Genomic DNA, 24921 nt, shown 5'->3' on the forward strand with positions numbered 1-24921 from the left:
TACTAAAATAAAAAACCAAAACACGCACAATGATAACGTTTGCGTATATTTTCTATTAATTCCTAAACAAAATACCTTACCTTTGCCCGCTTAATTTTTTCAAAACAAATCATAAAGATGTTACAAAACAATGTATTAAAAGGAGTATTTTTAGTTGCTTTAGGAGCTACAACTTACGGAATGTTAGCTACTTTCGTAAAAATGGCTTACACTGAAGGATATACAACAGCCGAAGTTACAACTTCTCAATTTATACTTGGTATACTTGGTATCTTGCTTATAAATGCTTTTCAAAAAGCAAAAAACAAAGGAACCGTTGTAAAAGCTTCATCAAAAAAACATATTCAGTTTAATGCTTGCGGGAACATCGTTAGGAATGACAAGTTTATTTTATTATCTGGCAGTAAAATATATACCAGTTTCTATAGGTATCGTGTTATTGATGCAAACTGTTTGGATGGGTGTTTTACTTGAAATGATTCTAGAAAAAAAACTGCCTTCAAAACAAAAAGTTATTGCCGTTTTAATTGTCCTTGTTGGAACGGTTTTAGCCACTAATATCATCAATAATGATATTGCACTAGATTGGCGCGGAATTGTTTGGGGTGTGTTAGCTGCTGCATCTTTTACTACAACAATGTTTACTGCTAATCGTGTCGCTACAGAAATTTCATCGGCTCAGCGTAGCTTATATATGCTTTTGGGCGGTGCTGTAATTATATTCTCCTTTGCTTTTTTTACGCAGACTGGTTCTTTTAATCTTGATATTTTCTTTAAGTGGGGAATCATTCTAGCTTTGTTTGGCACTATCATCCCTCCTATGTTATTGAACTTAGGTTTTCCGTTAACCGGAATTGGATTAGGCAGTATTGTTTCGGCATTAGAATTACCCGTTTCTGTAATGATGGCTTATGTTTTATTGAATGAAAAAGTGATTTTTTCTCAATGGATTGGAATTATTTTAATTATTCTGGCGATCATTATTATGAATGTAAATTTTAAACGCAGTAAATAAGCTTTTAATATACCATTAAAAAAAAGCAGCTTGTAATGTTATAATTGTTAATTTTTTTATAAATTCGTGATAAACTACTATCTATCATGAATTTACCTTGGCATTTATATTTGATGGCGATTCTTTATATACTTGCAGGACTAAATCATTTTAGAAATCCTGGAATGTATATTAAAATTATACCTCCTGTATTCAAAAACCCCAAAGTAATAAATATTTTAAGTGGAGCTGCCGAAATACTATTAGGCATTCTTCTAACACTTTCTTTTTCGACACATATTGCAGCTTGGGGAATTATTGCATTATTAATTGCAATTTTTCCTGCCAATTTGTATATGTATCAAAATAAAAAAGCGAGTTTTGGTTTACCAAAATGGATTTTATTTGTACGTTTGCCCTTACAGATCGTCTTGGTTTTTTGGGCATATCAATACACCCAATATTAATCAAATCTATTAATCTAAAATTATTTAATTATGAAAAAATTATTTGCTGAATTTTTTGGAACTTATTGGCTGGTTTTTGGAGGTTGCGGAAGTGCACTTTTTGCAGCAGGAATTCCAAATCTAGGAATTGGATTTGCGGGCGTTGCTTTAGCTTTTGGTTTAACCGTATTAACAATGGCGTATGCCGTAGGGCATATTTCAGGAGGACATTTTAATCCAGCCGTATCGTTTGGATTATGGGCTGGAGGAAGATTTCCTGCAAAAGACCTTTTACCTTATATCATTTCGCAATGTATTGGTGCACTTGCTGCTGCTGGAACATTATTTATTATTTGGACGGGTAAAGCAGGAAACGCAATTAACAATACACAAGCAGGTGCTTTTGCATCAAACGGATATGGAGCATTCTCTCCTGATGGATATTCACTGCAATCTGCTTTTATAGCTGAGTTCGTTCTAACATTATTCTTCTTGTTAGTAATTTTAGGTGCAACAGATAAGTTTGCAAACGGAAGATTTGCCGGTATCGCAATTGGTTTGGCTTTAACTCTTATTCACTTAATCAGTATTCCTATTACAAATACATCGGTAAATCCTGCGAGATCATTATCGCAAGCTATTTTTGTTGGCGGAGAACCTCTTTCACAAGTTTGGTTATTTTGGGTTGCCCCTATTTTAGGTGCCATTGTAGCTGGATTTATTTATAAATCATTGCTGCAAAACCACGACGCTGCATAATTTAACTTGTATAACTATTAAACTTTAAAACTATGGAATTTTTATATTTCTTACTTATAGGAGCTATTTCAGGCTGGCTTGCGGGTCAGATTTGGAAAGGTGCAGGTTTTGGATTATTTGGTAATATTATCGTTGGAATTATCGGCGGTTTTGTTGGCGGCTGGATTGCCGGCAAACTCGGAATTGGCGGCGGCGGACTTTTATGGCAGATTATTGTTGCCGTAGGAGGAGCTTGGGTATTACTTTTCATAATCAGCTTGATAAAAAAAGCTTAAAAATAGTACAGCTAAAAAACATTCTAAGAGGAAATCAGATATTCAAGTATTTGGTTTCCTCTTTTTTTTAAAGAAAGAACATTTCAAATCTATTTAAACCAATTTGTTATGAACGAAATTATTTCTTATTTCAGCACCATTCCATCATCACATCGCAGTTTAATTTTAGTGGGAGGCATTACTTTTTTTTGGATAATAGAGAATACTTTTCCTCTCTTTCAAATGAAATACCATAAATGGCAGCATGCAGGAATCAACTTCTTTCTAACATTTACCACTATAATCGTCAATTTTGTACTGGCTTTTATTCTAATAAAAACTGCAAGCTGGACAACCGAAAATCATTTTGGCATTCTACAATGGCTGCCCGAAATTCCTATTTGGCTGTATACCATTATCGGACTGCTTTTATTAGATTTAATAGGTGCTTATTTAGTGCATTTTATTGAACATAAAATAAAGTTTCTGTGGCGCTTTCACATTATACATCACACAGACACTTGGATCGATACAACAACTGCAAACAGACATCATCCGGGAGAAAGTATAATTCGATTTGTATTTACTACTCTTGGCGTTCTTGTAGTTGGCAGTCCTATGTGGATGGTTTTTCTATACCAAACATTATCTGTAATTGCAACTCAATTTAATCATGCCAACATTTCGCTGCCAAACAAATTAGATGTTTTCTTAAGTTACTTTTTAGTTTCTCCAAATATGCACAAAGTACACCATCATTATGTACTGCCTTACACAGATAGCAATTATGGCAATATTTTCTCTGTTTGGGATCGACTATTTGGAACTTTTACCACTTTACCAAAAGAAGAGTTAATTTACGGAGTCGACACACATATGCTGCCTGAAGAAAACAATCAATTAAGAAATTTATTAAAAATTCCGTTTCAAAAATTGCGATCCTTTAATTCCGAAAAAAAACAGTAAAAAAAACATACTTGATCGAACCAACTAATTATTTTTTTTATTAATATTGATACATAAAATGAAAATCAATCTATTAATCATTAACCTCTATTTTTGAATTAATTTTCACGAGATGAAAAAGAGTAACCGCAAAGAATTGAATTGGGAACAAACCGAGAAGCTTGTTTCATTAGCCTTAGAAGAAAAAAATCCATTTGAAGTCATAAAAAAAGAATTTGGGTTGGCAGAAAAAGAAGTTCTTGAAATCATGAAGAAGAAAATGCCTCTTGAAAAATTTGAGATGTGGAAAAAGAAAGCCATTGCCAATAAACCAAAACCGAAACCCGTTAAAATTGATGATTTTGATGAAGATTTAGATGGTAAATATTATATAAAAAACAAATTCGACTAAATTAAAACTCCTGAGTGTCAGGAGTTTTTTTTATTTTTTGCTTTATTGTAACAATTTTACTTTTTTTAGTCAAATACGAATAACTAAACTTAAACAAATGAAAAAAATACTTTACACTTTAGCTCTTGCTGTAACGCTTTGGAGCTGTAAAACTGGAAGTACTTCAGCAGGAAAAAGCAATGTTGTAGATGTTAACATCAATCTTGTAGATGTAAAAGACGACAAAGTTTTAGTAACGGTAACTCCTCCTCAAATCAAGACAGACGAGATTGTTTACAGCATTCCGAAAACGGTTCCAGGAACTTATTCAACTGATAACTACGGAAAAAATTCAGAAGATTTCAAAGCTTTTGATGCAAAAGGAAATGCTTTAACTGTAAAAAGAATCGACGATAATTCATGGTCTATTTCGAATGCAAAAGCGTTAAAAAAAATCACGTATTTAGTTAATGACACTTTCGATACTGAAAAAGGAACTGGTTTTGGCAATGATGATATTTTCTCGCCCGCAGGTACTAACATCAATGCAGGAGTTAATTTCTTAGTAAATACACATGGCTTTGTAGGGTATTTTCAAGACAAATTAGAGATTCCTTATAAAGTTACTATTACACATCCTGAAACACTTTGGGGAGCAACTTCTATGACAGATCAGGATCCAAGCAAAACAAGCGATGTTTTTACAACTCCACGTTATGCTGTTTTAGTCGAAAATCCTATTATGTATTCTAAACCAGATTATACTGAGTTTAATGTAAATGGTATGGATATTTTAATTGCTGTTTACTCGCCAACTGGAAAATTTACTGCCGAAAGCATCACGCCGGAAATGAAAACAATGATGACGGCGCAAAAAAACTTTTTAGGAAAAGTAAATGCAAATAAAAAATATACTGTTTTATTGTATTTATCAACCTTAGCAAAAGATGATGCACACGGTTTTGGAGCTTTAGAGCACCCAACTGTAACAACTGTTGTACTGCCAGAATCAATGCCAAAAGAAAAACTGGTAGAATCAATGAAAGATGTCGTTTCTCATGAGTTTTTTCATATCGTAACGCCATTAACTATTCACTCAAAAGAAATCCAGTATTTTGATTATAATGCACCTAAAATGTCTGAACATTTATGGATGTACGAAGGTGTTACAGAATATTTTGCCAACCTTTTTCAAATCAATCAAGGTTTAATTAACGAAGGTGAGTTCTACACTCGTATTGCAGACAAAATTGAGCAGTCTAAAAGTTTAGATGATACTATGTCTTTTACTAAAATGAGTGCCAATGTTTTAGAACAGCCTTACAAAGATCAATACTTAAATGTGTACCAAAAAGGAGCTTTAATTGGTATGTGTATTGACATTATTATTAGAGAAAAAAGCAATGGAGAAAGAGGAATCCTTGATTTAATGCATAAATTATCTAGTGAATATGGCGTTGACAAACCATTTAATGATAATGAGCTATTTGCAAAAATCACGCAGTTAACTTATCCTGAAGTAGGCGAATTTTTAAACAAATATGTAGCAGGAACTACTCCTATTCCTTATGATTTTTATTTAGCAAAAGTTGGTGTAACTAAAGCCGTTGAGAAAAAAGCGGCGCCAGTTTTTATTAAAGGACAAACTCCATACATTAGTGTAGATAAAAAGACTAAAGAAATCGCAGTTCGTTCTGATGTTGGAACTAACGAATTCTTTAAAAATTTAAATCTAAAAGGCGGTGATATTATTCTTTCGGTAAACAACAAACCTTACTCTCTAGATAATATCTACGATCTAATAACTGAAAGTGAGAACTGGAAAGAAAACGATCCTATTACTTTAAAAATTAAACGCGGCGGTAAAGAAGAAACGATAAAAGGAACAGTAAAACTGCCTTACGAAGAATCTGAAACTTTTAAAGCTACTGACGCTTCAAAAGAAAACTTAAAAATGCTTGGCTGAAAGGTTAATTTCCTTTTGACTGAAAACAAAAAAACCGACAAGTGATTGCGGTTTTTTTTATGCTGTAGTTTGTCAGGCTGAGCGAAGTCGAAGCCATTGCAAGTTAAATTAGCACTGAGTTGGGCTTCGACTTCGCTCAGCCTGACAAAAAAGAGTTTATTTCTTCACTGGAAATTTCCAAGCAAATTCATCCTTATCATTGATGATTGCTCCAATTTCAAATTTCACTACTTCATCAAATTCTGTTTGCAGAATAAACCAATTGTCTTCGTTGAAATAATTCTCAAACGTATCAAAAGTTTCTTGGGTATATTTTGTTATTCCTTTTGCTGCAAAATCTTTCTTTACATCAGCAATTTTTCTTCCGATTAACTTGAAGCCAAAAACTTCTAAATCATTACTAGAAGCCACTATATAACCTAATTTCAAGTCTTCTTCTTGATAAAATGTTAATCTCATTTTGTATGCATTATATACAAAAATCACATTATCATCTTCGTCGTTATAGTTTTTATCAGGTTTTCCTAAAACAGCTGTTACATCGTTCTGCTTCATCCCGAAAAGCAGTTTATCAATTCCTGATTTTAAATTTATTTTCATAATGATTTTTCTAATATTTGAAATGCAAATTTCGTGAACTTTTTTGTTGTTTAGCCACGAATTACGCAAATTTTCACGAATTTTAATATTACACCGTTTGGCTCATTTACAAACTTTTGTCAGGCTGAGCGAAGTCGAAGCCCATTTTCGTTATAAAAGCTCTTCGACTACGCTCAGGGTGACAAACATAAAACTAATTTTAATATTGTTTCTTATTCGGTTTACTGCTCATATAAAATGTTATTTTCCCGCCATTCATAACATCAGCATGTTTTAAAAATGGTTTTTCTAATTGTTTTCCATTCAGCAGAACTTTACTCACAAATACATTTTTATCAGATTGGTTTACGGTTTCTACTTCGAAAGTTTTTCCGTTTTCTAAATTTAAAACAGCATTTTTCAGCAACGGACTTCCTAATGCATATTCATCAGAACCGGGAGCAACGGGATAAAATCCTAAACTGCTAAAAATATACCAAGCACTCATTTGTCCGAAATCATCATTTCCTCCTAAACCATCAGCACCATTTCTGTACATTTTTTTCAAGATCATTCTAATTTTATCTTGAGCTTTCCATGGAGAATCTGTCCAATTGTACAAGTACACAACGTGATGCGAAGGCTCATTTCCGTGAACATAATTCCCAATTATTCCTTCTCTTGTAATGTCTTCTGTATTCTCAAAATATTTGTCCGGAAGATGCATGTTGAATAACGAATCTAAACGAACTTTAAACTTCTCATTTCCGCCCATTAATTTAATCATATCAGCAGGATCTTGCGGAACGTACAAGCTGTAATTCCAAGAATTTCCTTCAATAAAACCTTGACCATGCGTGTCAAGCGGATCAAACTCTTTCTTAAAAGTTCCATCGTTTAATTTCGGACGCATAAAACCTGTTTTTTCATCATAGACGTTTTTATAATTTTTCGATCTATTGATAAATTCATTGTAAATTTCTGTTTTACCCAATTTCTTTGCAGCTTGTGCAATTGCCCAGTCATCATAAGCATATTCTAAAGTTTTAGAAACCGAAGCACCGTTTTTGTCTTCTGGAACATATCCTTTATTCATGTAAAATTCTAATCCATCATAATACGGCACTTTTGCAGTATTTACACAAGCCTGAAGCGCTTTTTCGGCATCAAAACTAATATTTCCTTTTACAATCGCATCTGCTACAACTGAAACAGAATGGTATCCAATCATGCACCAGTTTTCGTTTGCATAATGTGACCAGATTGGAAGCATTTTATGAACGCTTTGATCTGAATGTGCCAGCATTGAACTTACCATATCTGCATTTCTTTTTGGCTGAACAATATTAAATAAAGGATGTAAAGCACGATACGTATCCCAAAGTGAATAACTGGTATAATTGGTAAAGTTTTCGGCTTTATGAACATTCATATCTAAACCTTTGTAATTTCCGTCTAAATCCATGTATTCGGTCGGGCCTAAAAATGCATGATACATTGCGGTGTAAAAATTAACTAAATCTTCTTTTTGAATGGTTTCAATCTGAACTTTATTCAATTCTTTATTCCAAACTTCCTGACTTTGTCTTTTTACTTTTTCAAAATCCCAATCAGGTGTTTCTTTTTTCATATTTTCTAATGCGCCAGCCGAACTAACAGGGGATAAAGCCATTTTAATTTTGATTTTTTCGCCTTCATTCGTATCAAAATCAAAAAACAATTTTAGGTTCTGACCTGCCATTTCTGGGAAGTTTTTCGTTTGATCAAATCTTCCCCAAAAACCTCTGTACACACTTTTTTCTTGTGCTGCCTGTCCGTAACTTTTAATTGGTTTATTGAAAGACATTGCAAAATAAACCGTTCTGGTTCTCGCCCATCCATTTGTCTGACGGTATCCTGTTATTAACGTATCATTTTCTATACGAACAAAAGTCCAGACATTCTTTTTATCATAATTGTAAATTCCAGAAGTTAAATCCAGAATTACATGTGCATCATCAGATTTTGGAAATGTGTATTGGTGCATTCCAACGCGAGTTGTTGCCGTAAGTTCTGCTTTTATTTTATGATCTTCTAGAAAAACACTGTAATAAGCCGGCTCTGCTTTTTCTGTCGAATGAGAAAATGCCGATCTATAGCCCGATAACGGTTTTGATGCAACACCTGGATTTAATTGTAATTTTCCCGTTGTAGGCATAATTAAAAAATCACCTAAATCTGAATGCCCAGTTCCGCTGAAATGAGTATGACTAAAGCCTACAATCGTTTTGTCTTCATACTGATAGCCGGCACAGTATTTATAAACTTCACCATTATATTTCCCATTTAAACTGTAAGCAATCGTATCGGTTTCCGGGCTTAATTGTACGCTTCCAAAAGGCACTGTAGCACCTGGGTAAGTATGTCCCATTTTTGCGGTTCCTATCATTGGATCGACATATTGAATTAAGTTTCTTTTTTCCACTGTTTTTTTCTGTGCATTTGAAATGGTAGCAAGCAGCAAAAATGAAAATCCGAAAAGAAGACTTTTGCACTTTATTCTATTCATTGGGTGAATTTTTTAATCATTCTATTTTTATCTAAAACATATCAGGTAATTACTAAAACAATTTGCCTTTGTTTTTAGTTTAGAAAATTACAACTAAATATGTTTTTAAAAAAACATAAAATATAGTCTTCTAAAAAGGTTTTAAATATCTTTGAAATATAAAAAGATTACATTTCATGAAAAAATATATCTTATTAGTTTCAGCAATTATAGTATTCATTACATCTCAATCTTGTTCTCACAAAAAAGAGAATACAGATATAAAAGTAAAAGATTACTGTACTATCATTTTTGAATCAAAAAAGAAAATTATTTATGTAACTTATGATGATGCCTATTCAGAAGAATGGATTAAGCAAAAGGATGGAAAAGAGAAAAAAAGTTCAAAACAAATTAAATTTCACTAATAAAGAACTTGACAGCTTAGCAAAATATACACATCAAATCATAAAGGATCCAGCTATTGCCACTACACAACTGACTTGTGGCGCAGGTGAAAATATAACAATTGAGATTAGTTATTGTAGTACAAGTATTTCATGCAAATATTCGTCCATACAGAGTTGGTCTACATTATCAAATGACAACAAAAAATTGTATGATTTATTAAGTTCCAAAACTGCAATTCCAAAATAAGCAATTGCTAAAAAGCGACTTAGAAACAATATAGAATAAATCTTTGCTGGATTAAAATCTAGCTTTATACTATCTCTTGTTTTTGTTTAGACTGGACTGAAGTCCAGCCCTACAATATGGTTCGAGCCTTTGGCTCTTTTATTAAAGTTTTTGTTTTAAGTTTTCTTTTACCTCATCAAACCATTCGTTTCTTAAAATACTCAAAACAATAGAATCACGACGAACATCGCTGTTTGCTGTTGGCATATGACTGCGCAAAACGCCTTCGACTTTACAGCCAATACTTTTCATTGCGGCAACACTTCTTTCGTTATTATTGTCTGCGCGAAATTCTACGCGCTCCATTCCTAAAGTTTCAAAAGCAAATTGAAGCAGTAAAAACTTGCAGTGTTTATTAAGTCCTGTTCCTCTAAAAGCAGAACCATACCAAGTGTACCCTAATTGCAGGGTTTTATATTCGAGATTAATATCGTAAAAACGTGTTGAACCTGCGTATTTTTTAGCTTTTTTATCGAAAACTAAAAAAGGGAATTCTTTTTGATTTTCTCTTGCTTTTACAGCGGACTGAATGTATTTGATCAAATTTTCTTTACCATCGGCACCAATTAACGAATATTTCCATGTTTCAGGTTCATTAAGTGATATTTCTAATAAATTTTCGACATCTGATTCTTGAAGTGATCGTAATAAAACAACCTCATCTTCTAAAATTAAAGTATCTGAAAAAGAAAAATTGGAAACAGTCATAGTTTGCTTTTTGGTTATTCTTTGTAAAATCTTCGGGTTTTTAGCAAAACTTTTATCACGACGAAATTCATAAACTTATTGAACTAAAAAATTTATTCACTCATTTCATCATAACGCTCCGGAACTTGAGGATCGTAAAGCGGACATTTAAATTCCAGCATCAAATCGACCAATTGATTCATAGTTTTTCCTTCGGTGCCATAACAATCTATTTTGACACTTTGCGGAGTTGTAATAACTTGAAAAGCACCTTTTCCTGCATTATTTTTCCAGCTATTTTCATCAATTCTTTCCCATTTTGAAAAGACAGAATTAATGCGATTTATAATTACCTCAACAGGAAGTTTCTCCAGGCCGATAACTCCTTCTTTTTCAACAAGAGCTTCGTAAACTTCATGATGGTTTAGGTAAATTTCGTCTAAATATCTCCAAAAAAGCAGTTCGTACATAATGAAATGTTTTTAAAACATATAAGTGATATAAGTTCATATTAAAATCGCTTGAAAAGTAACTAAAATGAACTTATACCACTTATATGGTGAATTATTTTAATATTCGAATGTTCCGTATTCGCTGGTAATTGTTAGTTTTTTAGCATCAGCTGCTTCTACTCTACCTACGATTTGTGCATCAACATTAAATGATTTCGAAATGGCAATAATATCTTGTGCAATATTCTCAGGAACATAAATTTCCATACGGTGACCGCAGTTGAAAACTTGATACATTTCTTTCCAATCTGTTTTTGACTGTTCTTGAATTAACTTGAACAATGGCGGAACTGGAAATAAATTGTCTTTTATAATGTGTAAATCTTTTACGAAATGTAAAATTTTAGTTTGTGCGCCTCCGCTGCAATGCACCATTCCGTGAATATCGTTTGGTGTATAAGTGTCTAAAATTTTCTTGATAATTGGTGCATACGTTCTCGTTGGCGAAAGCACTAATTGACCAGCATTTATTGGGCTGTTTTCAACATCATCAGTTAAACTAACCTGACCTGAATAAATTAATTCTTCTGGAACTGCTGCATCGTAACTTTCTGGATATTTTTTAGCCAAATATTTCCCGAAAACATCATGACGTGCAGAAGTTAAACCGTTGCTTCCCATTCCGCCGTTATATCCTTTTTCGTAAGTTGCCTGACCAAAAGAAGCCAAACCAACAATTACGTCACCAGCCTTAATATTAGCATTATCTACAACATCGCTGCGTTTCATACGAGCTGTAACAGTTGAATCTACAATTATTGTACGCACAACATCGCCAACATCTGCAGTTTCACCGCCTGTTGAGTGAATAGTTACTCCAAATGATTTTAATTCGTTAATTAATTCTTCTGTTCCGTTTATAATTGCCGAAATAACTTCAGCAGGAATTAAGTTTTTGTTTCTTCCAATTGTAGAGGAAAGCAAAATATTATCTGTAGCTCCTACACATAATAAATCGTCAATATTCATGATTAAAGCATCTTGCGCAATGCCTTTCCAAACTGAAATATCTCCAGTTTCTTTCCAGTACATATATGCCAAAGATGATTTTGTACCTGCTCCATCTGCATGCATAATCAAGCAATGCTCTGAATCTTGCGTTAAGTAATCTGGTACAATTTTACAAAATGCCTGCGGAAACAAGCCTTTGTCAATATTTTTTATAGCGTTATGTACGTCTTCTTTTGATGCCGAAACACCTCTTTGTGCATATCTTTTGCTAGAATCTGAACTCATGAAAATTAGTTTGTGTTGATGTGGTGCAAAGATAATCCCTTTTTTTAATTCTTTGACTTATTCGATTATATGATTCACAAAAAAATCGGCAGAAACTAATTTCTGCCGATTTCCCCTGATTAACTATTTTGAAAAAATTGGTCTTTTAAGTTTATTTCCAATCTGGCATTGCTGCGTTTTGGAATAGAGTTGTCCTTGTTGAACTATCAGATATACTTGCTGTTTGAATGTTTTTAGCAGATAATCCATCATTCGACGTATTAACAAAGATGACTTTTGCTTCGTTTGGCGAGAATTTAACGTCTAAATCATTAAAACCATTCTCTTTTTGAGTGTCTAATTCAGCCGAAGTATTTGTTGCTACTGTGTAAATAAATATTCTAGAATCTAATCGTCTGTAGGTCGAATTTTCGAAACCAGAAACATCTTTGGTATAAACTACTTTACTATTATCTATCGTAATACCAAGACCGCTCGCAGCACCTTTTTCTCCAGAAAGTATTTGATACAAGACATCTCCAGCCATATTTATAGCATATATTTCGACATTATAACCTGAGGCGTCATTTACTTTTAGTACAATCTGACTGCCGTCCTGACTCCATTCGCACTCTGATATAAACTTACCATTAGGGGTTTTAAATATCTGGACTAAACCTGAACCATCTGAGTCTATACGAAGGAGCTGATCAAAATTAGGATAAATTATCTGTCTACCGTTTGTACTCCAGCAATAATTAACATGATCCATATTAAATCCAGCGATTGGAATAAAGTTGGTCACTTTTTTGACATCTGTACCATCAGGATTCATGGTAAAAATTTGATTTAATGAACCGTCAGAACTTATGTAAGCAATTCTATTGATACTCAAATTTTTTCTCGGCCTGTAACTATTAACTGATGATGGCGATAACTGAAGCTCATTTCCAGCTTCATCTGCAGTATAAATGACATTATTATTTTTTACTTTTTTAACATACAAATATCTCGGATTTGGAAATGCTAATGTTGTAAAAGAAGTTATTGCACTATTTGTAGGTTTATTGATTCCGTCATTTGCCGATACTTGCCAATAGTATTTTGTACTATAATCTAAACCTGTAATTTTTAAAGTTGTAGCCTTAAGATCAGAATAAGTTTTAACTTCATCAGTCGTTCCGTTTTTAACGGTAACTTGAAACGTCATTGGATCTTTTTCCGGATCTGTCGAAGTCCAAGTCAAGTCTAAACTTAAAGCCTGAGAAGTAGCATTATCCAAAGGAGCTGTAAGCGTAGGAATTTCAGGTGGTTTATTATTTGCTGTAGATACTTCTAACTCAAAAATAATTTCTACCGGAACATCTTTTTCAACTGTAGCGGGTTGAAATCTGGCAATAAATCCATCTTTCTGCGCTTGAAAAGAATATTTTCCTACTGGTACTTTTTCCATAATAAAGTAACCATCTTTATCTGAGAATACAGTGCTTGTTGTTGGGCTCGATAAAACACGGGCATTTGCGATTCCTTCGTAGGTTCGAATATCAACAACTCTTCCTTTTACTACTGCTGTTCCTGTGTCGTCAACTTGTTCTTCACTACAAGACATCAAAAGAATAAAGCACGCCAAAATTTTTAATCCTATTTTCATTTGAGACATAATTTTATTAAACTTACATTGTATTTACTCCTGTAATCATTTTATAAAGAACCTGGAAATATCACGAGGTTTTATTATTTCTTCTTGTACTTATAACTTTTTGGGAAATAATAGGTCAATCCTAAACCAAACCGCCAGTAGTAATCATCTCGAACGCCGCTGACTAAGTAATCTACATTATCACTAAAGGGAACATTAAACTCGCCAAAGGCTTTTATTCCCAGATAATTTGTTGCGAGATATTCGACTCCGCCGCCAAACTGAACTTTACTGGCTATGTTTTCGTATTTTTTATTGAACTCAACCCCGGTTCCAGCAAAAATATAAGGGGTAAATACATCACGAGGTAAGATTAAACATTCTAAATTGAGGTCTAAGGAAACATATCCTGCATCGAGTTTATTTTTGTTTGCCAGCCAAAATGCATTTGACGATGCACTTAAAGCAAATGTTGGTGTAAAGAAAAATTTTGCGGCACCTCTAATCAGTGGTTTTGGAACTGGATTTGCATAATCACCCTGCATTAAGGCAACTCCTCCCGAAGCTTCCAATCCAAAACGGGCTCTTCTTTCACTCAAATTTCTATTGTATAATTGAGCCAAATCGGCTTCGCTTTTTTCTTTATCATATTCAGCGACAAAAGCATCAATTTTATTCTGAGGAGCATTTACTTCCCATAGTTTATCTTTAATTCCGTCTACAATAAGTCCTTCAACAGCTTTTTCGATTGCTTCTGTTACTGCTAACTGAATAGGTTCGTTTCGAGTAAAACCGGTTTCTACTTCTAAAAGTCGGTTTAGATTTACATATCGAAATAAACTCGCATCTACACTTTGAGACAAAATAGTTTTAGAAACATAAACCGTATTTAAGATTTTTCCGTTAGAAGTTGAAACCAACCTTAAGTATACTGTTACACGATCTTGTCTGTAACGAGTAGAACCACCCGCACCAAAGTATCTTGCACCAAAACCTCCTGTAATAATATTAGTATCATAAGAAATAATTCCACCCTCAAGTAAAACACCTGCAAATAAAAGCGGTGTTAAAACGGCTTCATTAGCTTCTGTTTTTGAGGCATATTCCTGACGTGTCGAACGGATAATATTTCGTTCATTTAAAAGGTTACCCAGATTTTCACGCTCTATAGGAATAAACCACTTAGAGTCTTCCAGCGCTTTAATTAAAATTGAAGTTGCACCTTGAGTAACCGCAGTGCTAAAAGTACTTCCTAACTCAGTAGCTTTATACTGCCCAGTCTGATCTTTAAATTTGTAAACCCCAACAACAATTTGTTCTTTAGGTTTAGGCATATCGACTAATGCGGTAGTTGCAGGAGTATTTTCTCCAAAAACTGCCTTTTGAACTCCTACTGGCTGGTTAAAATAAGCTCCACATCCTGAGAATAGGCAAGTTATTAAAAGTATAAAAAGGGGACTTTTATTCATAATAAGTTATTTACAGTAAAACATGAACCTAATTGACGTATAAGAAAAAAAACAAGGAACCAGAATTTATCGAGCTGGTATAATTACTTGTGTTTGTTCGCCTGTATCGATATCTAAAATATCTACTACCATTCCTAAATTAGAATTATAAATATCTACAGACAATGTTCCAAAGACATATGTTCCTGGTTTTAGTCCGCCGCCAGTTCCTGTTCCAGTACCTGTGCCTGTCCCCGTTCCTGTTCCGGAACCTGTTGCTGATCCAAATTGATCATCGAATAACGAATTTGAAATCCTATTTAACAGCTGATTATTCAAAGTACTTTTAAAACGTTCCAAATCAGTCTGTGGTTTATATCCTGTAGTTGGATCTTCTTTAAAATCATTTTGTGCTTGGGCAGAACTAAGCAGCCATTGATAATTAAAAGTATCACCACCGCTAAAAGCAGGATTAATAGGCTTATAAGCAAGATCCTGCGCATTTGAGACTGCGCTAAAACCTGCTAGACAAACTAGTAAAGCTAAAGTTTTCATATTGATAAATTTTATTTCCTACATTAAAAACACAACTCTTCTTGACACAAAACGTTCCTCAATTTTAGTATTGAGTTATAATTTTGCTTTGTTTTTCAAGATCCTTAAAATATTTAAATGCTTTAGAAGCAGCTGTATCAGCCATATATTTTAAGAAATCTTCATCTGGACGTGAAATAAATTCTTCTATTATTTCGCCATCCACTAAAATCGTAATCTTTGTTGTACGCCCAAAAGTCAATTCCTCTTGAACAGTTACGATTTTACTGGTATTGATTTTTAGTTTCGAATATTGCGAATAAAAATAATCGTAAAAATCATTTCCCAATTTTGTTTTAGTGTCATTAGCAACAATTCCAATCATTTCGATTCCGTCTTGTGGAATAGCTTTACCGGAATCTGATTCATTTTTCTCTCCAAAAACAACTCTATCCTTGCCTATAATGGCATTATTTTCATCATAAATTAATAACAGTATTATGATCTCATCCTCTTTTGTAAAATTGACCTGTGTTTTTGATAACTCAACTTTTTGAATGGGCTCTAATGTGACTCTGCCGTCTTGTCCGTTATTTGATTTATTTGAACCTGATTTGCTTTTTTTGAATACTGTCAACTTATACGAGATATTCTTGAACTCAGATTTTAAATTCTCTACGGTTCCAGTAATAGCAAGAAGATTTTCAATTTCTTTTACTTCTATCTTAGCTTTTACTTCTTTATAAACTACCTGCGAGAATCCTGATTCAGAAAAAAAAGGGCAAAAAAAACAATTCCTATGTTCCAATACTTTTTCATAATTCTAACGATTGAATATAAATATTGTTCCTGAATTTCCAGATTGATTAATAATCAAATCTTTAGATATAGAATTTGAACCTGAATTAAAAACCGTTAAATTACTGCCGTTCTGATTTATTGACATTGAAGCGACTCCTCTTGTGTACAAGGAATAATCGCTTATATAATTATTGTTGCCTGTCTGCGTGTAGGATTGATTGATTTCGTCAGCTTTTTTGTAAACATTCATATAATTGGTGTTTCCTGTTTGCTGAGCGGTTACATTTGCATTATTACTGATAATGGTTATATTGGCCTGATTGTAATTTCCAATTTGCGAAACCGTTACAATATTTCTGCTTTTAATGTATTGGTTTATTTGATTTTGATTGCGATTGTTCATTTCATTTAAAACGTAATCACTTCTATTCCCATCAATTGATTGAGAGAATAAAATTCCTGTAATGAATAGGAAAATATAAGTGGCAAAACGTTTCATAATTGTGGTATTGTGGTAAAAAAGAATTCTAAGAAAAAAAAGGAAGAACTTAATAAATCAAATTCTTCCTTTTCTTGGTTCTATTTAGTTAGATTGGATTACTATACTTCCGTTTAGGAATCCAGTTTGAGTAACTGTACTAATATGGTCGTTTCCAAATTGAGCAGTTGCTGCAAAGTTTCCAATTCCATATTGTTCAATGCTAGAGTAGTTATCCCATCCTAATTGCAATGTAGCGGCATTGTTGAAGAAACCTACTTGAGTAGTTGCTGCAGTGTTGTCATCTCCAAATTGCAATGTTGTTGAATTATTAAATGCTCCAAATTGAGTAGTGTAAGCATCATTAAAATTACCTACTTGCAATACATCAGAATTGTTGTAAGCTCCGATTTGAGTAGTAACTGCTAAGTTTCCAACCCAGATTCCTTGTGCGATAGTTGAACTGTTGTCATCTCCAATTTGAGTAACTACAGCAACGTTTCCTGCTCCTAATTGTGCAACACTAGACTCATTATCATCTCCGTATTGTCCAACAATTGCAACGTTTGCAATACCTATTTGATCAACATCTGAATTGTTTGATGATCCCACTTGGATTACCAATGCACCATTTAACAAACCTAACTGATCTACATCACTCACATTACCTTGAGCGAACGCTACACCTGCAAATAGCATCGCGGAGATGCTTAAAATTACTTTTTTCATAATAAATATATTTAATTGGTTATTAATACAAATTATTATGTAGGTATATGCAATTTGGGGAGAAAATCTGGGGGATTTTAACCATCATTTGAGAATAGTTTTTTCTGCTAATTCTCTCATTTTCATATTCAAAATTAGAAAACTTCTCGATAATCAAAACAGGTATAAATACGTATTTTACAAGATCTTAATCTGTTTTCGATGAAATGCGAAACTATAACGACGAACTGCTGTATTTCAATTTTACCTTAATAAGAAAAAAGTTACTTTTTACATTTTCCTTACATTTATGCCAAAACAAAAGATATATTTCAAACCTGAAACAGTTATATTAACATAATCACAAAAAAAGCCTATCTTTTTACAGACAGGCTTTAACTTAATGTTAATGAAAGTTATTTAGTAAACAACAATTCTCTGTATTTGGTTAATGTCCAGCTTTCATCATCAACCAAAAGCTCCAGTTTATCACAATGGTTACGAATGTCTTCGAAATAAGGTTTTACCTTATCGCAATAAGCTTCTGCCATTTTTTGTGCATCAGTTAATTGATTTGCTTTCTTTCTTTCGTTTGTCATTGCCAATACTTTAGAATTGATTCCTTCTATATGACCTGAAATTTCTTTTATTAAAATAATTTGCTCTTTTGCAATCGTTTCAAATTCTTTTCCAAAGATCTCTTTTAAACCTTTTACATTCTCAATCAAAGTATTTTGATAGCGTATTGCAGTAGGAATAACATGATTTCTAGCGATATCACCTAAAACTCTTCCTTCAATCTGAATTTTCTTAGTGTATTCTTCTAATTCTATTTCGTAACGCGCTTCAGCTTCAACATGATTAAAGATGCCTAGTTCAGAAAATAAGTCTAAAGCTTGCTTAGAAACTTTAGCTTTAATAGCCTCTGGAGTAGTTTTAAAATTACTTAAACCTCTTTTTCCTGCTTCTTTTTCCCAAGCTTCACTATAACCGTCGCCTTCAAAAAGTATTTTTTTAGACTGTTTGATGTATTCTCTTAAAACGTTAAAAATAGCATCATCTTTTTTCATGTCTTTTGACTCAATCAAATTCTCCACTTCCTTTTTAAAGTCAAACAACTGTTTTGCTACAATAGCATTTAAGGTTGTCATGGCATTAGAACAGTTAGAATTTGAACCAACAGCTCTAAACTCCCATTTGTTTCCTGTAAATGCAAAAGGCGAAGTTCTGTTTCTGTCTGTATTATCTAATAATACGTCTGGAATTTTACCAACTACATTTAATTTAAGATCTGTTTTTTCTTCTGGAGATAATTTTCCAGTTGTTACACTTTCTAATTCAGACAATACTTTTGTTAACTGTGCTCCAATAAATACAGACATAATTGCCGGCGGCGCTTCGTTTGCTCCTAACCTATGATCGTTACTTGCTGTAGCGATAGAAGCACGAAGCAAAGTTTCGTTATCATTAACCGCTTTGATGGTATTAATAAAGAAGGTTAAAAACTGTAAATTGCTCATTGGCGTTTTACTCGGACTCAATAAATTAACTCCTGTATCTGTCGCCAGCGACCAGTTATTGTGTTTTCCCGAACCGTTTACTCCTTTAAAAGGCTTTTCGTGAAATAAAACTTTAAAATCATGACGTTCTGCAACCTTTTGCATTACATCCATTAATAAAGAGTTATGATCTACAGCAAGATTTGTTTCTTCAAAAATTGGAGCCAACTCAAACTGATTTGGCGCAACCTCATTATGACGTGTTTTTACAGGAATTCCTAAAAGCATACATTCTTGCTCTAAATCTCTCATATAAGTAAGTGCACGAGTTGGAATAGATCCAAAATAATGATCGTCTAACTGCTGTCCTTTTGCCGAAGTATGTCCTAATAAAGTTCTTCCAGTCATCATTAAATCAGGACGAGAATTTGCCAAAGCTTTATCAATCAAGAAATACTCTTGCTCCCAACCTAAAGTTGCTGTTACTTTTTTTACGTTTTTATCAAAATATTTACAAACTTCTGTAGCTGCTTCGTCAATTGCAGACAATGCTCTTAATAAAGGTATCTTATTATCTAAAGCTTCTCCTGTATAAGCAATAAATACAGTAGGAATACATAAAGTTGTTCCATATATAAAAGCTGGCGAAGTTGGATCCCAAGCTGTATAACCTCTAGCTTCGAAAGTATTTCTGATTCCGCCGTTTGGAAAACTTGAAGCATCTGGTTCTTGTTGTACCAATTGCGCACCTCCAAATTTTTCTACAGGATCACTGCCATCATACGAAGTTTCAAAAAAAGCATCATGTTTTTCAGCAGTTGTTCCTGTAAGAGGTTGAAACCAATGTGTATAATGTGTAACACCTTTTGCCAACGCCCACTCTTTCATTCCCATGGCAATATAATCTGCCAGTTTTCTTTCGATTTTAGTTCCATGCTGAATAGCATCTCTTACTCCTTTTAAAGCATCTGAAGTTAAATATTGCTTCATGGCTTTTTCATTAAACACATTTGAACCAAAAAGATTTGATTTTCTACCAATCTCTTCAAAATGTACCGGCTTTCTAGTAGAAGCTTCTTGCAAAGCTTGGAAACGTAATGTTGACATGTATATAATTTTAAAAATTCGTACTAATTTTCATTGAAAAATGATCGACAAATATAAACAATAAAATCCCCTGTTTTAAACATAAATTCGAGAATTTTGAACAACGATTTCTCAACAGAAGACACTTTTTTCAAAGAATAATGAATCTCTCGCAAAGAATTATAACAAAAAACAACAGTATTGCTCAATAAATAAACATTTTTTCATAATTCCTTAACCTTAAAATTCAAAAAGAGCCCCAAATTATTACGAATTTATTTTTTTATGGTGTTAAAAATTGCTTTTTTTAAAAATATACCCCTCTCAAAATTGCGCTTCTCAAAAAAATTATAGTCCGATAAACAAAATAGCCCCCTAATTTTTAGGACTAAAAAAATAAATCTATATTTGACCCAGCGAAAAAACAAAAAAACAAAATTATATTATTATGGCTAAAATTAAGTTAGAGTACATTTGGTTAGATGGATACGAGCCAACTCAAAATCTTAGAAGTAAAACTAAAGTTGAAGAGCATGAAAATTTCAAAGGAACATTAGAAGAACTTGGAAATTGGTCATTTGATGGTTCGTCAACAAGACAAGCTGAAGGTGGATCTTCTGACTGTTTATTAGTTCCTGTTGCAATTTACCCTGATCCAACTCGTATTAACGGATATTTAGTAATGTGTGAAGTTATGTTTGCTGACGGAACTCCACATCCTTCTAACGGAAGAGCTACGATTGATGATGATAATGATGATTTCTGGTTTGGTTTCGAACAAGAGTATTTCATCATGGATACTAAAACTTTATTGCCATTAGGTTTCCCTGTTGGAGGTTATCCTGCTCCACAAGGTATGTACTACTGCTCTGTAGGTGGAAAAAACACTCACGGAAGAAAATTAGTAGAAGAACATGCTGATTTATGTATCGCTGCTGGAATTAACTTTGAAGGTATTAACCAAGAGGTTGCCTGCGGACAATGGGAATTCCAATTATTCGCTAAAGGTGCTAAAAAAGCTGGAGACGAAATTTGGGTTGCTCGTTACTTATTAGATCGTTTGACTGAAAAATATGGTTACTATATCGAATACCACCCAAAACCACTTGGAGATACAGACTGGAATGGTTCAGGTATGCATGCTAACTTCTCTAACGAAGTATTAAGATCATGTGGAGACCAAGCTACTTACGAAAGAATTTGTGAGGCTTTCCGTCCTGTTACTGCTGAGCATATCGCGGTTTACGGTGCTTACAATGACCAACGTTTAACTGGTAAACACGAAACTGCTTCTATTCACGATTTCTCTTATGGAGTTTCAGACAGAGGATGTTCTATCAGAATTCCTTTAATGACTGTTCAAAAAGGATGGAAAGGATGGTTGGAAGACAGAAGACCAGCTTCAAACGGAGATCCATACAAAATTGCTGCTAGAATTATCAAAACTGTTAACTCAGCGCTATAATTCAAAGCTTACATTATATTATAAAAGTGCCTTCGTAATTGTTGGCACTTTTTTTATTTATTAATCCGTTTACGCAATCTTGTCATTTCGATCGAAGGGAGAAATCACACTCGTTGATCGACACAGATTGAAGAGTTTCTTTACAGAATTTCTAGTGTGATTTCTCATTCTTCGAAATGACAAACTTTGTGTATAAACACAACGGGGTTTGCAAACACATTCTTTCCTTAAAATTCACCATTAACTTTTCAATAATTAATTTTCAAGTTAAACTTCAAAACTTATCTTTGTACATCATTTAAAAAATTCATCATGATAGTCTGGACTTTCTTTTTGTTAGCCGTAATTTTTATTCTTGCTTTAGATTTAGGTGTATTCAATAAAACACCCCATATCATCAGCACCAAAGAAGCCAGCAAATGGACCTTAATTTGGGTTACTTTATCTTTTCTTTTTTCAGGAGTTATTTACTGGCTGTACACTACAGACTATATCGAAAACCCTGATAATTTAAAACCAGCTGTAGCCGCAATGAAATTCATTACCGGTTACCTAATCGAGTTATCCTTAAGTGTAGATAACATTTTTGTAATTGCTATTATTTTTGCGTCATTCAAAATTCCGCAAAAATACCAGCACCGTGTATTATTCTGGGGAATTTTAGGTGCAATTGTTTTCCGTGGTCTAATGATTTTCTTCGGAGTAATGTTGATCAATAAGTTTACTTGGACGACTTATTTATTTGGAGCTTTCTTATTATTTACAGCGATAAAAATGTTGTTTTCAGGCGAAGACGAAGATTTTCAGCCTAAAGATTCGTTCGTTTACAAAGCATTAGGGAAAATCATTCCGATTACCTCTCATATGGAAGGCGAAAAGTTTTTCATTTCGACAAAAACAGCCAAAAGAGCCGCAACACCATTGTTTGTTGCTTTGATTGTAATTGAAGTAATGGATGTTTTATTTGCTGTTGATAGTGTTCCTGCCATTCTAGCCATTACATCTGATCCGTTTTTAGTATTTAGTTCTAATATTTTTGCCATTCTTGGACTGCGTTCTATGTACTTTTTCTTAGCCAATATGCTGGCAAAATTCAGTTATTTAGAATACAGCTTAGTTGCTATTTTAGCCTTTGTGGGATTAAAAATGTTACTGCACGATTTCATCCACGTACCAGAATGGGCTTCTTTAGGATTTATTGCACTTTCACTTTTAGTTGGAATTATGGTTTCACTTAAATTTGGTAAAGAAAAAGAACTTACTGATAACAGCGAAGAAGAATAATTTTCAAAACATATAAATACAAAAAAAGGAAATCTTAGGATTTCCTTTTTTTATATCTAACAAGAATACAAACGTTAAATTATAAAACAAATACTACATTTTAACATTAAAAAGAAAGATTACACGTCTTTTAAACTTATATTTATCTCATTACAAACTATTTAAATTATTTATTATGAGAAAAAATTACATTTACCTCGTTTTAGCTTTTATACTAAGCATCTCGATGTTTGGGCAAAAAGTTACACTTACACCAACTTTAGTGAATGGTGCAGGTTTTGATGGAAGTTCAATTAATCTTGGAGGCACACCTTACTCAAGTATATCTTTAGGTGTAAAAGTCGAAATGCCAACTATCCCTGGAAACAACGGCACACTTACTATTTATGTTGTAAGCGGACTAAACCCCAGTGTAGCAATTGGCGGAAGCAGTGTACCTTTATTCTTTGGTGAAGGTAAAACAGCCTCCCAAAGTTTTATAATTAATATAAACTGGAACAGTATTTCTGAATTGGGTGGTCAAATTTATGCTGAATATAAAACCAGCAGCAACGTTGCTTACAAAAGCGGCTATATTAAAGTTACCAAAAACCCAACAATGAACAATAGCGGCGCTAATCCTCCTGCTGATGCACCAAACCCAACAAAAATACCAAATACTTTATGCTGTAACCAAACTGTGCGATTAGGAGACAAACCTGCTCCAATAACTGGATCTCAATATTTAAATCCTTATCAAGATCAATCCTATGGCATAAACTCATCTTGGGCATCCAATGGAAACACAAGTGTGCGATTCTTAAATTTAGATAATGTAAATAAGATTCTATATATAGACTATGTTACAGAACCTGGTAATTTTACTATTACCAGAAGTCTTGGCTATAATTATAGTTATGACAAACCTAATAAAAGCAACAGTGTAACTATTACTCTTGTACCTTCACCAATAACATCGAATACCATTTTAGTATACGCAGAGCCAAATTCAGATGGTTTTATTGAACACATAAATATTAATCCAATTGATGTAAGTGGGGGTCAAAATAAAGTTAAAGTTAACTTAGACATTTTAGACGATCCATTCCATACATACTCTAGACTTGATAGATTCACTGATGTTGAAAGATTTGAATGGGAATATGCTAAAACCAATAAAGCTTTAGGAGGTTCTCTAAAATGGATTACAATACCAAATGAAAACTCTTCAACATTAAATTATTTTAAACCCACTGAAATATCAGATGCAGAAGACAACTACTACTTATTAAGAAGAATCTCAATATACAAAGACATCAAAAGCTGTAGTAATTTATTAAAGGTTTTGGTCAGAACAATTGGCTACAACAATACTATCTGTTGTGATCAAGTCGTAAAGATATTATCGAGTACAAGTTTTGAAACACCTGATACTATAATTGGATCTACACCTATAATAGATAATACTGATATAACAGGCAAAAATTTCATGATTAATGATATTTCCTATCAATGGCAAGTTCAATCAATTGGCACTCAAAGCAATTCTACAGCTACATGGTCAAACATTTTAGGAGCTACATCAAAAAATTACTTACCTTCTCAAAAATTTACAATAAGAAGCTCTGGTAGAACTGGTATGGTTTTTATATTCGATGAATCATACAAGTATAGACGAATTTCTAAAATAAACTATATCAACATAGATAAATCAACATATGGAAGCGTTTCTAGTTATAGTAATGAAGTTTCTTTATACGGAAGCACATATGAAGATGGAACAAAAATATATCCGAATCCAACATCATCATTATTAAATATTGAAAGCCGCGATATATCACTCTATCAAATTAATATTGTAAATATTAAAGGAGAAACAGTTAATACGCCAATAACAATAATAAACTCAGATCTAGTAAGTTTAGATGTCTCAAATTTAAAAACAGGAACATATTTTATTACAATGCAAAGAAGCTCTTCTTACGGCATTATTCAAAAACCATTTATTAAGAACTAAAAAATACATGCA

Annotated in this window: 22 protein-coding genes and 2 pseudogenes; 12 read left to right on the forward strand and 12 right to left on the reverse strand. The window is 33.2% G+C overall.

The window, feature by feature from the left end:
- Window positions 1–117 precede the first annotated feature (117 nt).
- The 7 genes and pseudogenes from BOW55_RS10770 (at window position 118) to BOW55_RS10800 (ending at window position 5763) form a co-directional block, all read left to right on the forward strand.
- Window positions 118–1015 (forward strand): annotated as a pseudogene (locus tag BOW55_RS10770) (EamA family transporter).
- A gap of 86 nt (window positions 1016–1101) precedes the next feature.
- On the forward strand, window positions 1102–1461 hold the full coding sequence (locus BOW55_RS10775; RefSeq protein ID WP_129024127.1) for a DoxX family membrane protein: 360 nt from the start codon (window positions 1102–1104) through the stop codon (window positions 1459–1461).
- Window positions 1462–1491: 30 nt separating this feature from the next.
- Entirely contained in the window at window positions 1492–2199 is a 708-nt protein-coding gene (gene aqpZ / locus BOW55_RS10780; protein WP_129024128.1) for an aquaporin Z, read from the forward strand.
- A gap of 32 nt (window positions 2200–2231) precedes the next feature.
- A complete protein-coding gene (locus tag BOW55_RS10785; RefSeq protein ID WP_089055158.1) occupies window positions 2232–2474 on the forward strand; it encodes a GlsB/YeaQ/YmgE family stress response membrane protein in 243 nt (80 codons plus the stop codon).
- Window positions 2475–2582: 108 nt separating this feature from the next.
- On the forward strand, window positions 2583–3419 hold the full coding sequence (locus BOW55_RS10790; RefSeq protein WP_129024129.1) for a sterol desaturase family protein: 837 nt from the start codon (window positions 2583–2585) through the stop codon (window positions 3417–3419).
- Window positions 3420–3531: 112 nt separating this feature from the next.
- The gene (locus tag BOW55_RS10795; protein ID WP_089055159.1) at window positions 3532–3810 is read left to right on the forward strand and encodes a DUF2805 domain-containing protein; all 279 of its coding nucleotides are present in this window, start codon (window positions 3532–3534) and stop codon (window positions 3808–3810) included.
- A gap of 97 nt (window positions 3811–3907) precedes the next feature.
- Window positions 3908–5763 (forward strand): annotated as a pseudogene (locus BOW55_RS10800) (peptidase M61).
- Between the two features lie 148 nt (window positions 5764–5911).
- On the opposite strand, the gene BOW55_RS10805 reads toward BOW55_RS10800, so the two are convergent.
- Both BOW55_RS10805 and BOW55_RS10810 read right to left on the reverse strand, forming a co-directional pair.
- Window positions 5912–6355, reverse strand: a complete 444-nt coding sequence (locus BOW55_RS10805; RefSeq protein WP_089056530.1) for a hypothetical protein — start codon at window positions 6353–6355, stop codon at window positions 5912–5914.
- Between the two features lie 199 nt (window positions 6356–6554).
- On the reverse strand, window positions 6555–8882 hold the full coding sequence (locus BOW55_RS10810) for a GH92 family glycosyl hydrolase (RefSeq protein WP_129024131.1): 2328 nt from the start codon (window positions 8880–8882) through the stop codon (window positions 6555–6557).
- Between the two features lie 176 nt (window positions 8883–9058).
- Here BOW55_RS10810 and BOW55_RS10815 point away from each other — a divergent pair, with 176 nt between their 5' ends.
- On the forward strand, window positions 9059–9289 hold the full coding sequence (locus tag BOW55_RS10815) for a hypothetical protein (protein WP_129024132.1): 231 nt from the start codon (window positions 9059–9061) through the stop codon (window positions 9287–9289).
- Complete coding sequence (locus tag BOW55_RS10820) at window positions 9246–9518, forward strand: hypothetical protein (RefSeq protein WP_129024133.1); 273 nt, start codon at window positions 9246–9248, stop codon at window positions 9516–9518. The genes BOW55_RS10815 and BOW55_RS10820 overlap by 44 nt, the downstream gene beginning before the upstream one ends.
- Before the next feature lie 141 nt (window positions 9519–9659).
- Here BOW55_RS10820 and BOW55_RS10825 read toward each other — a convergent pair whose 3' ends face one another.
- From BOW55_RS10825 to BOW55_RS10870, 10 genes are all read right to left on the reverse strand, one after another.
- Window positions 9660–10265: a GNAT family N-acetyltransferase gene (locus BOW55_RS10825; protein WP_129024134.1), complete on the reverse strand. Its 606-nt coding sequence runs from the start codon at window positions 10263–10265 to the stop codon at window positions 9660–9662.
- A 92-nt stretch (window positions 10266–10357) separates the two neighbouring features.
- Window positions 10358–10714, reverse strand: a complete 357-nt coding sequence (locus tag BOW55_RS10830; RefSeq protein ID WP_089055166.1) for a hypothetical protein — start codon at window positions 10712–10714, stop codon at window positions 10358–10360.
- Window positions 10715–10813: 99 nt separating this feature from the next.
- On the reverse strand, window positions 10814–11992 hold the full coding sequence (locus BOW55_RS10835; protein ID WP_129024135.1) for an AIR synthase related protein: 1179 nt from the start codon (window positions 11990–11992) through the stop codon (window positions 10814–10816).
- A 151-nt stretch (window positions 11993–12143) separates the two neighbouring features.
- Window positions 12144–13622: a carboxypeptidase regulatory-like domain-containing protein gene (locus BOW55_RS10840; RefSeq protein WP_241686535.1), complete on the reverse strand. Its 1479-nt coding sequence runs from the start codon at window positions 13620–13622 to the stop codon at window positions 12144–12146.
- A gap of 83 nt (window positions 13623–13705) precedes the next feature.
- On the reverse strand, window positions 13706–15079 hold the full coding sequence (locus BOW55_RS10845) for a CsgG/HfaB family protein (protein WP_129024136.1): 1374 nt from the start codon (window positions 15077–15079) through the stop codon (window positions 13706–13708).
- Between the two features lie 66 nt (window positions 15080–15145).
- Window positions 15146–15613, reverse strand: a complete 468-nt coding sequence (locus tag BOW55_RS10850) for a curli assembly protein CsgF (RefSeq protein ID WP_129024137.1) — start codon at window positions 15611–15613, stop codon at window positions 15146–15148.
- Between the two features lie 64 nt (window positions 15614–15677).
- Window positions 15678–16400: a curli production assembly/transport protein CsgE gene (locus BOW55_RS21330; protein WP_241686536.1), complete on the reverse strand. Its 723-nt coding sequence runs from the start codon at window positions 16398–16400 to the stop codon at window positions 15678–15680.
- Between the two features lie 15 nt (window positions 16401–16415).
- Window positions 16416–16892, reverse strand: a complete 477-nt coding sequence (locus BOW55_RS10860) for a hypothetical protein (protein ID WP_129024138.1) — start codon at window positions 16890–16892, stop codon at window positions 16416–16418.
- An 84-nt stretch (window positions 16893–16976) separates the two neighbouring features.
- On the reverse strand, window positions 16977–17600 hold the full coding sequence (locus BOW55_RS10865) for a hypothetical protein (protein ID WP_129024139.1): 624 nt from the start codon (window positions 17598–17600) through the stop codon (window positions 16977–16979).
- 395 nt (window positions 17601–17995) lie between these two features.
- Window positions 17996–20185 (reverse strand): glutamine synthetase III, encoded by a 2190-nt coding sequence (locus BOW55_RS10870; protein ID WP_129024140.1) that lies wholly within the window; start codon window positions 20183–20185, stop codon window positions 17996–17998.
- Between the two features lie 427 nt (window positions 20186–20612).
- Here BOW55_RS10870 and BOW55_RS10875 point away from each other — a divergent pair, with 427 nt between their 5' ends.
- The 3 genes from BOW55_RS10875 (at window position 20613) to BOW55_RS10885 (ending at window position 24909) form a co-directional block, all read left to right on the forward strand.
- A complete protein-coding gene (locus tag BOW55_RS10875) occupies window positions 20613–21629 on the forward strand; it encodes a glutamine synthetase beta-grasp domain-containing protein (protein WP_089055173.1) in 1017 nt (338 codons plus the stop codon).
- Window positions 21630–21941: 312 nt separating this feature from the next.
- Window positions 21942–22913, forward strand: a complete 972-nt coding sequence (locus BOW55_RS10880; protein ID WP_129024141.1) for a TerC family protein — start codon at window positions 21942–21944, stop codon at window positions 22911–22913.
- A gap of 175 nt (window positions 22914–23088) precedes the next feature.
- Window positions 23089–24909, forward strand: coding sequence for a T9SS type A sorting domain-containing protein (locus tag BOW55_RS10885; protein ID WP_129024142.1), 1821 nt, complete (start codon window positions 23089–23091; stop codon window positions 24907–24909).
- Window positions 24910–24921: the final 12 nt, after the last annotated feature.

It is taken from the genome of Flavobacterium sp. YO12 (assembly GCF_004119495.1).
Lineage (GTDB): Bacteria > Bacteroidota > Bacteroidia > Flavobacteriales > Flavobacteriaceae > Flavobacterium.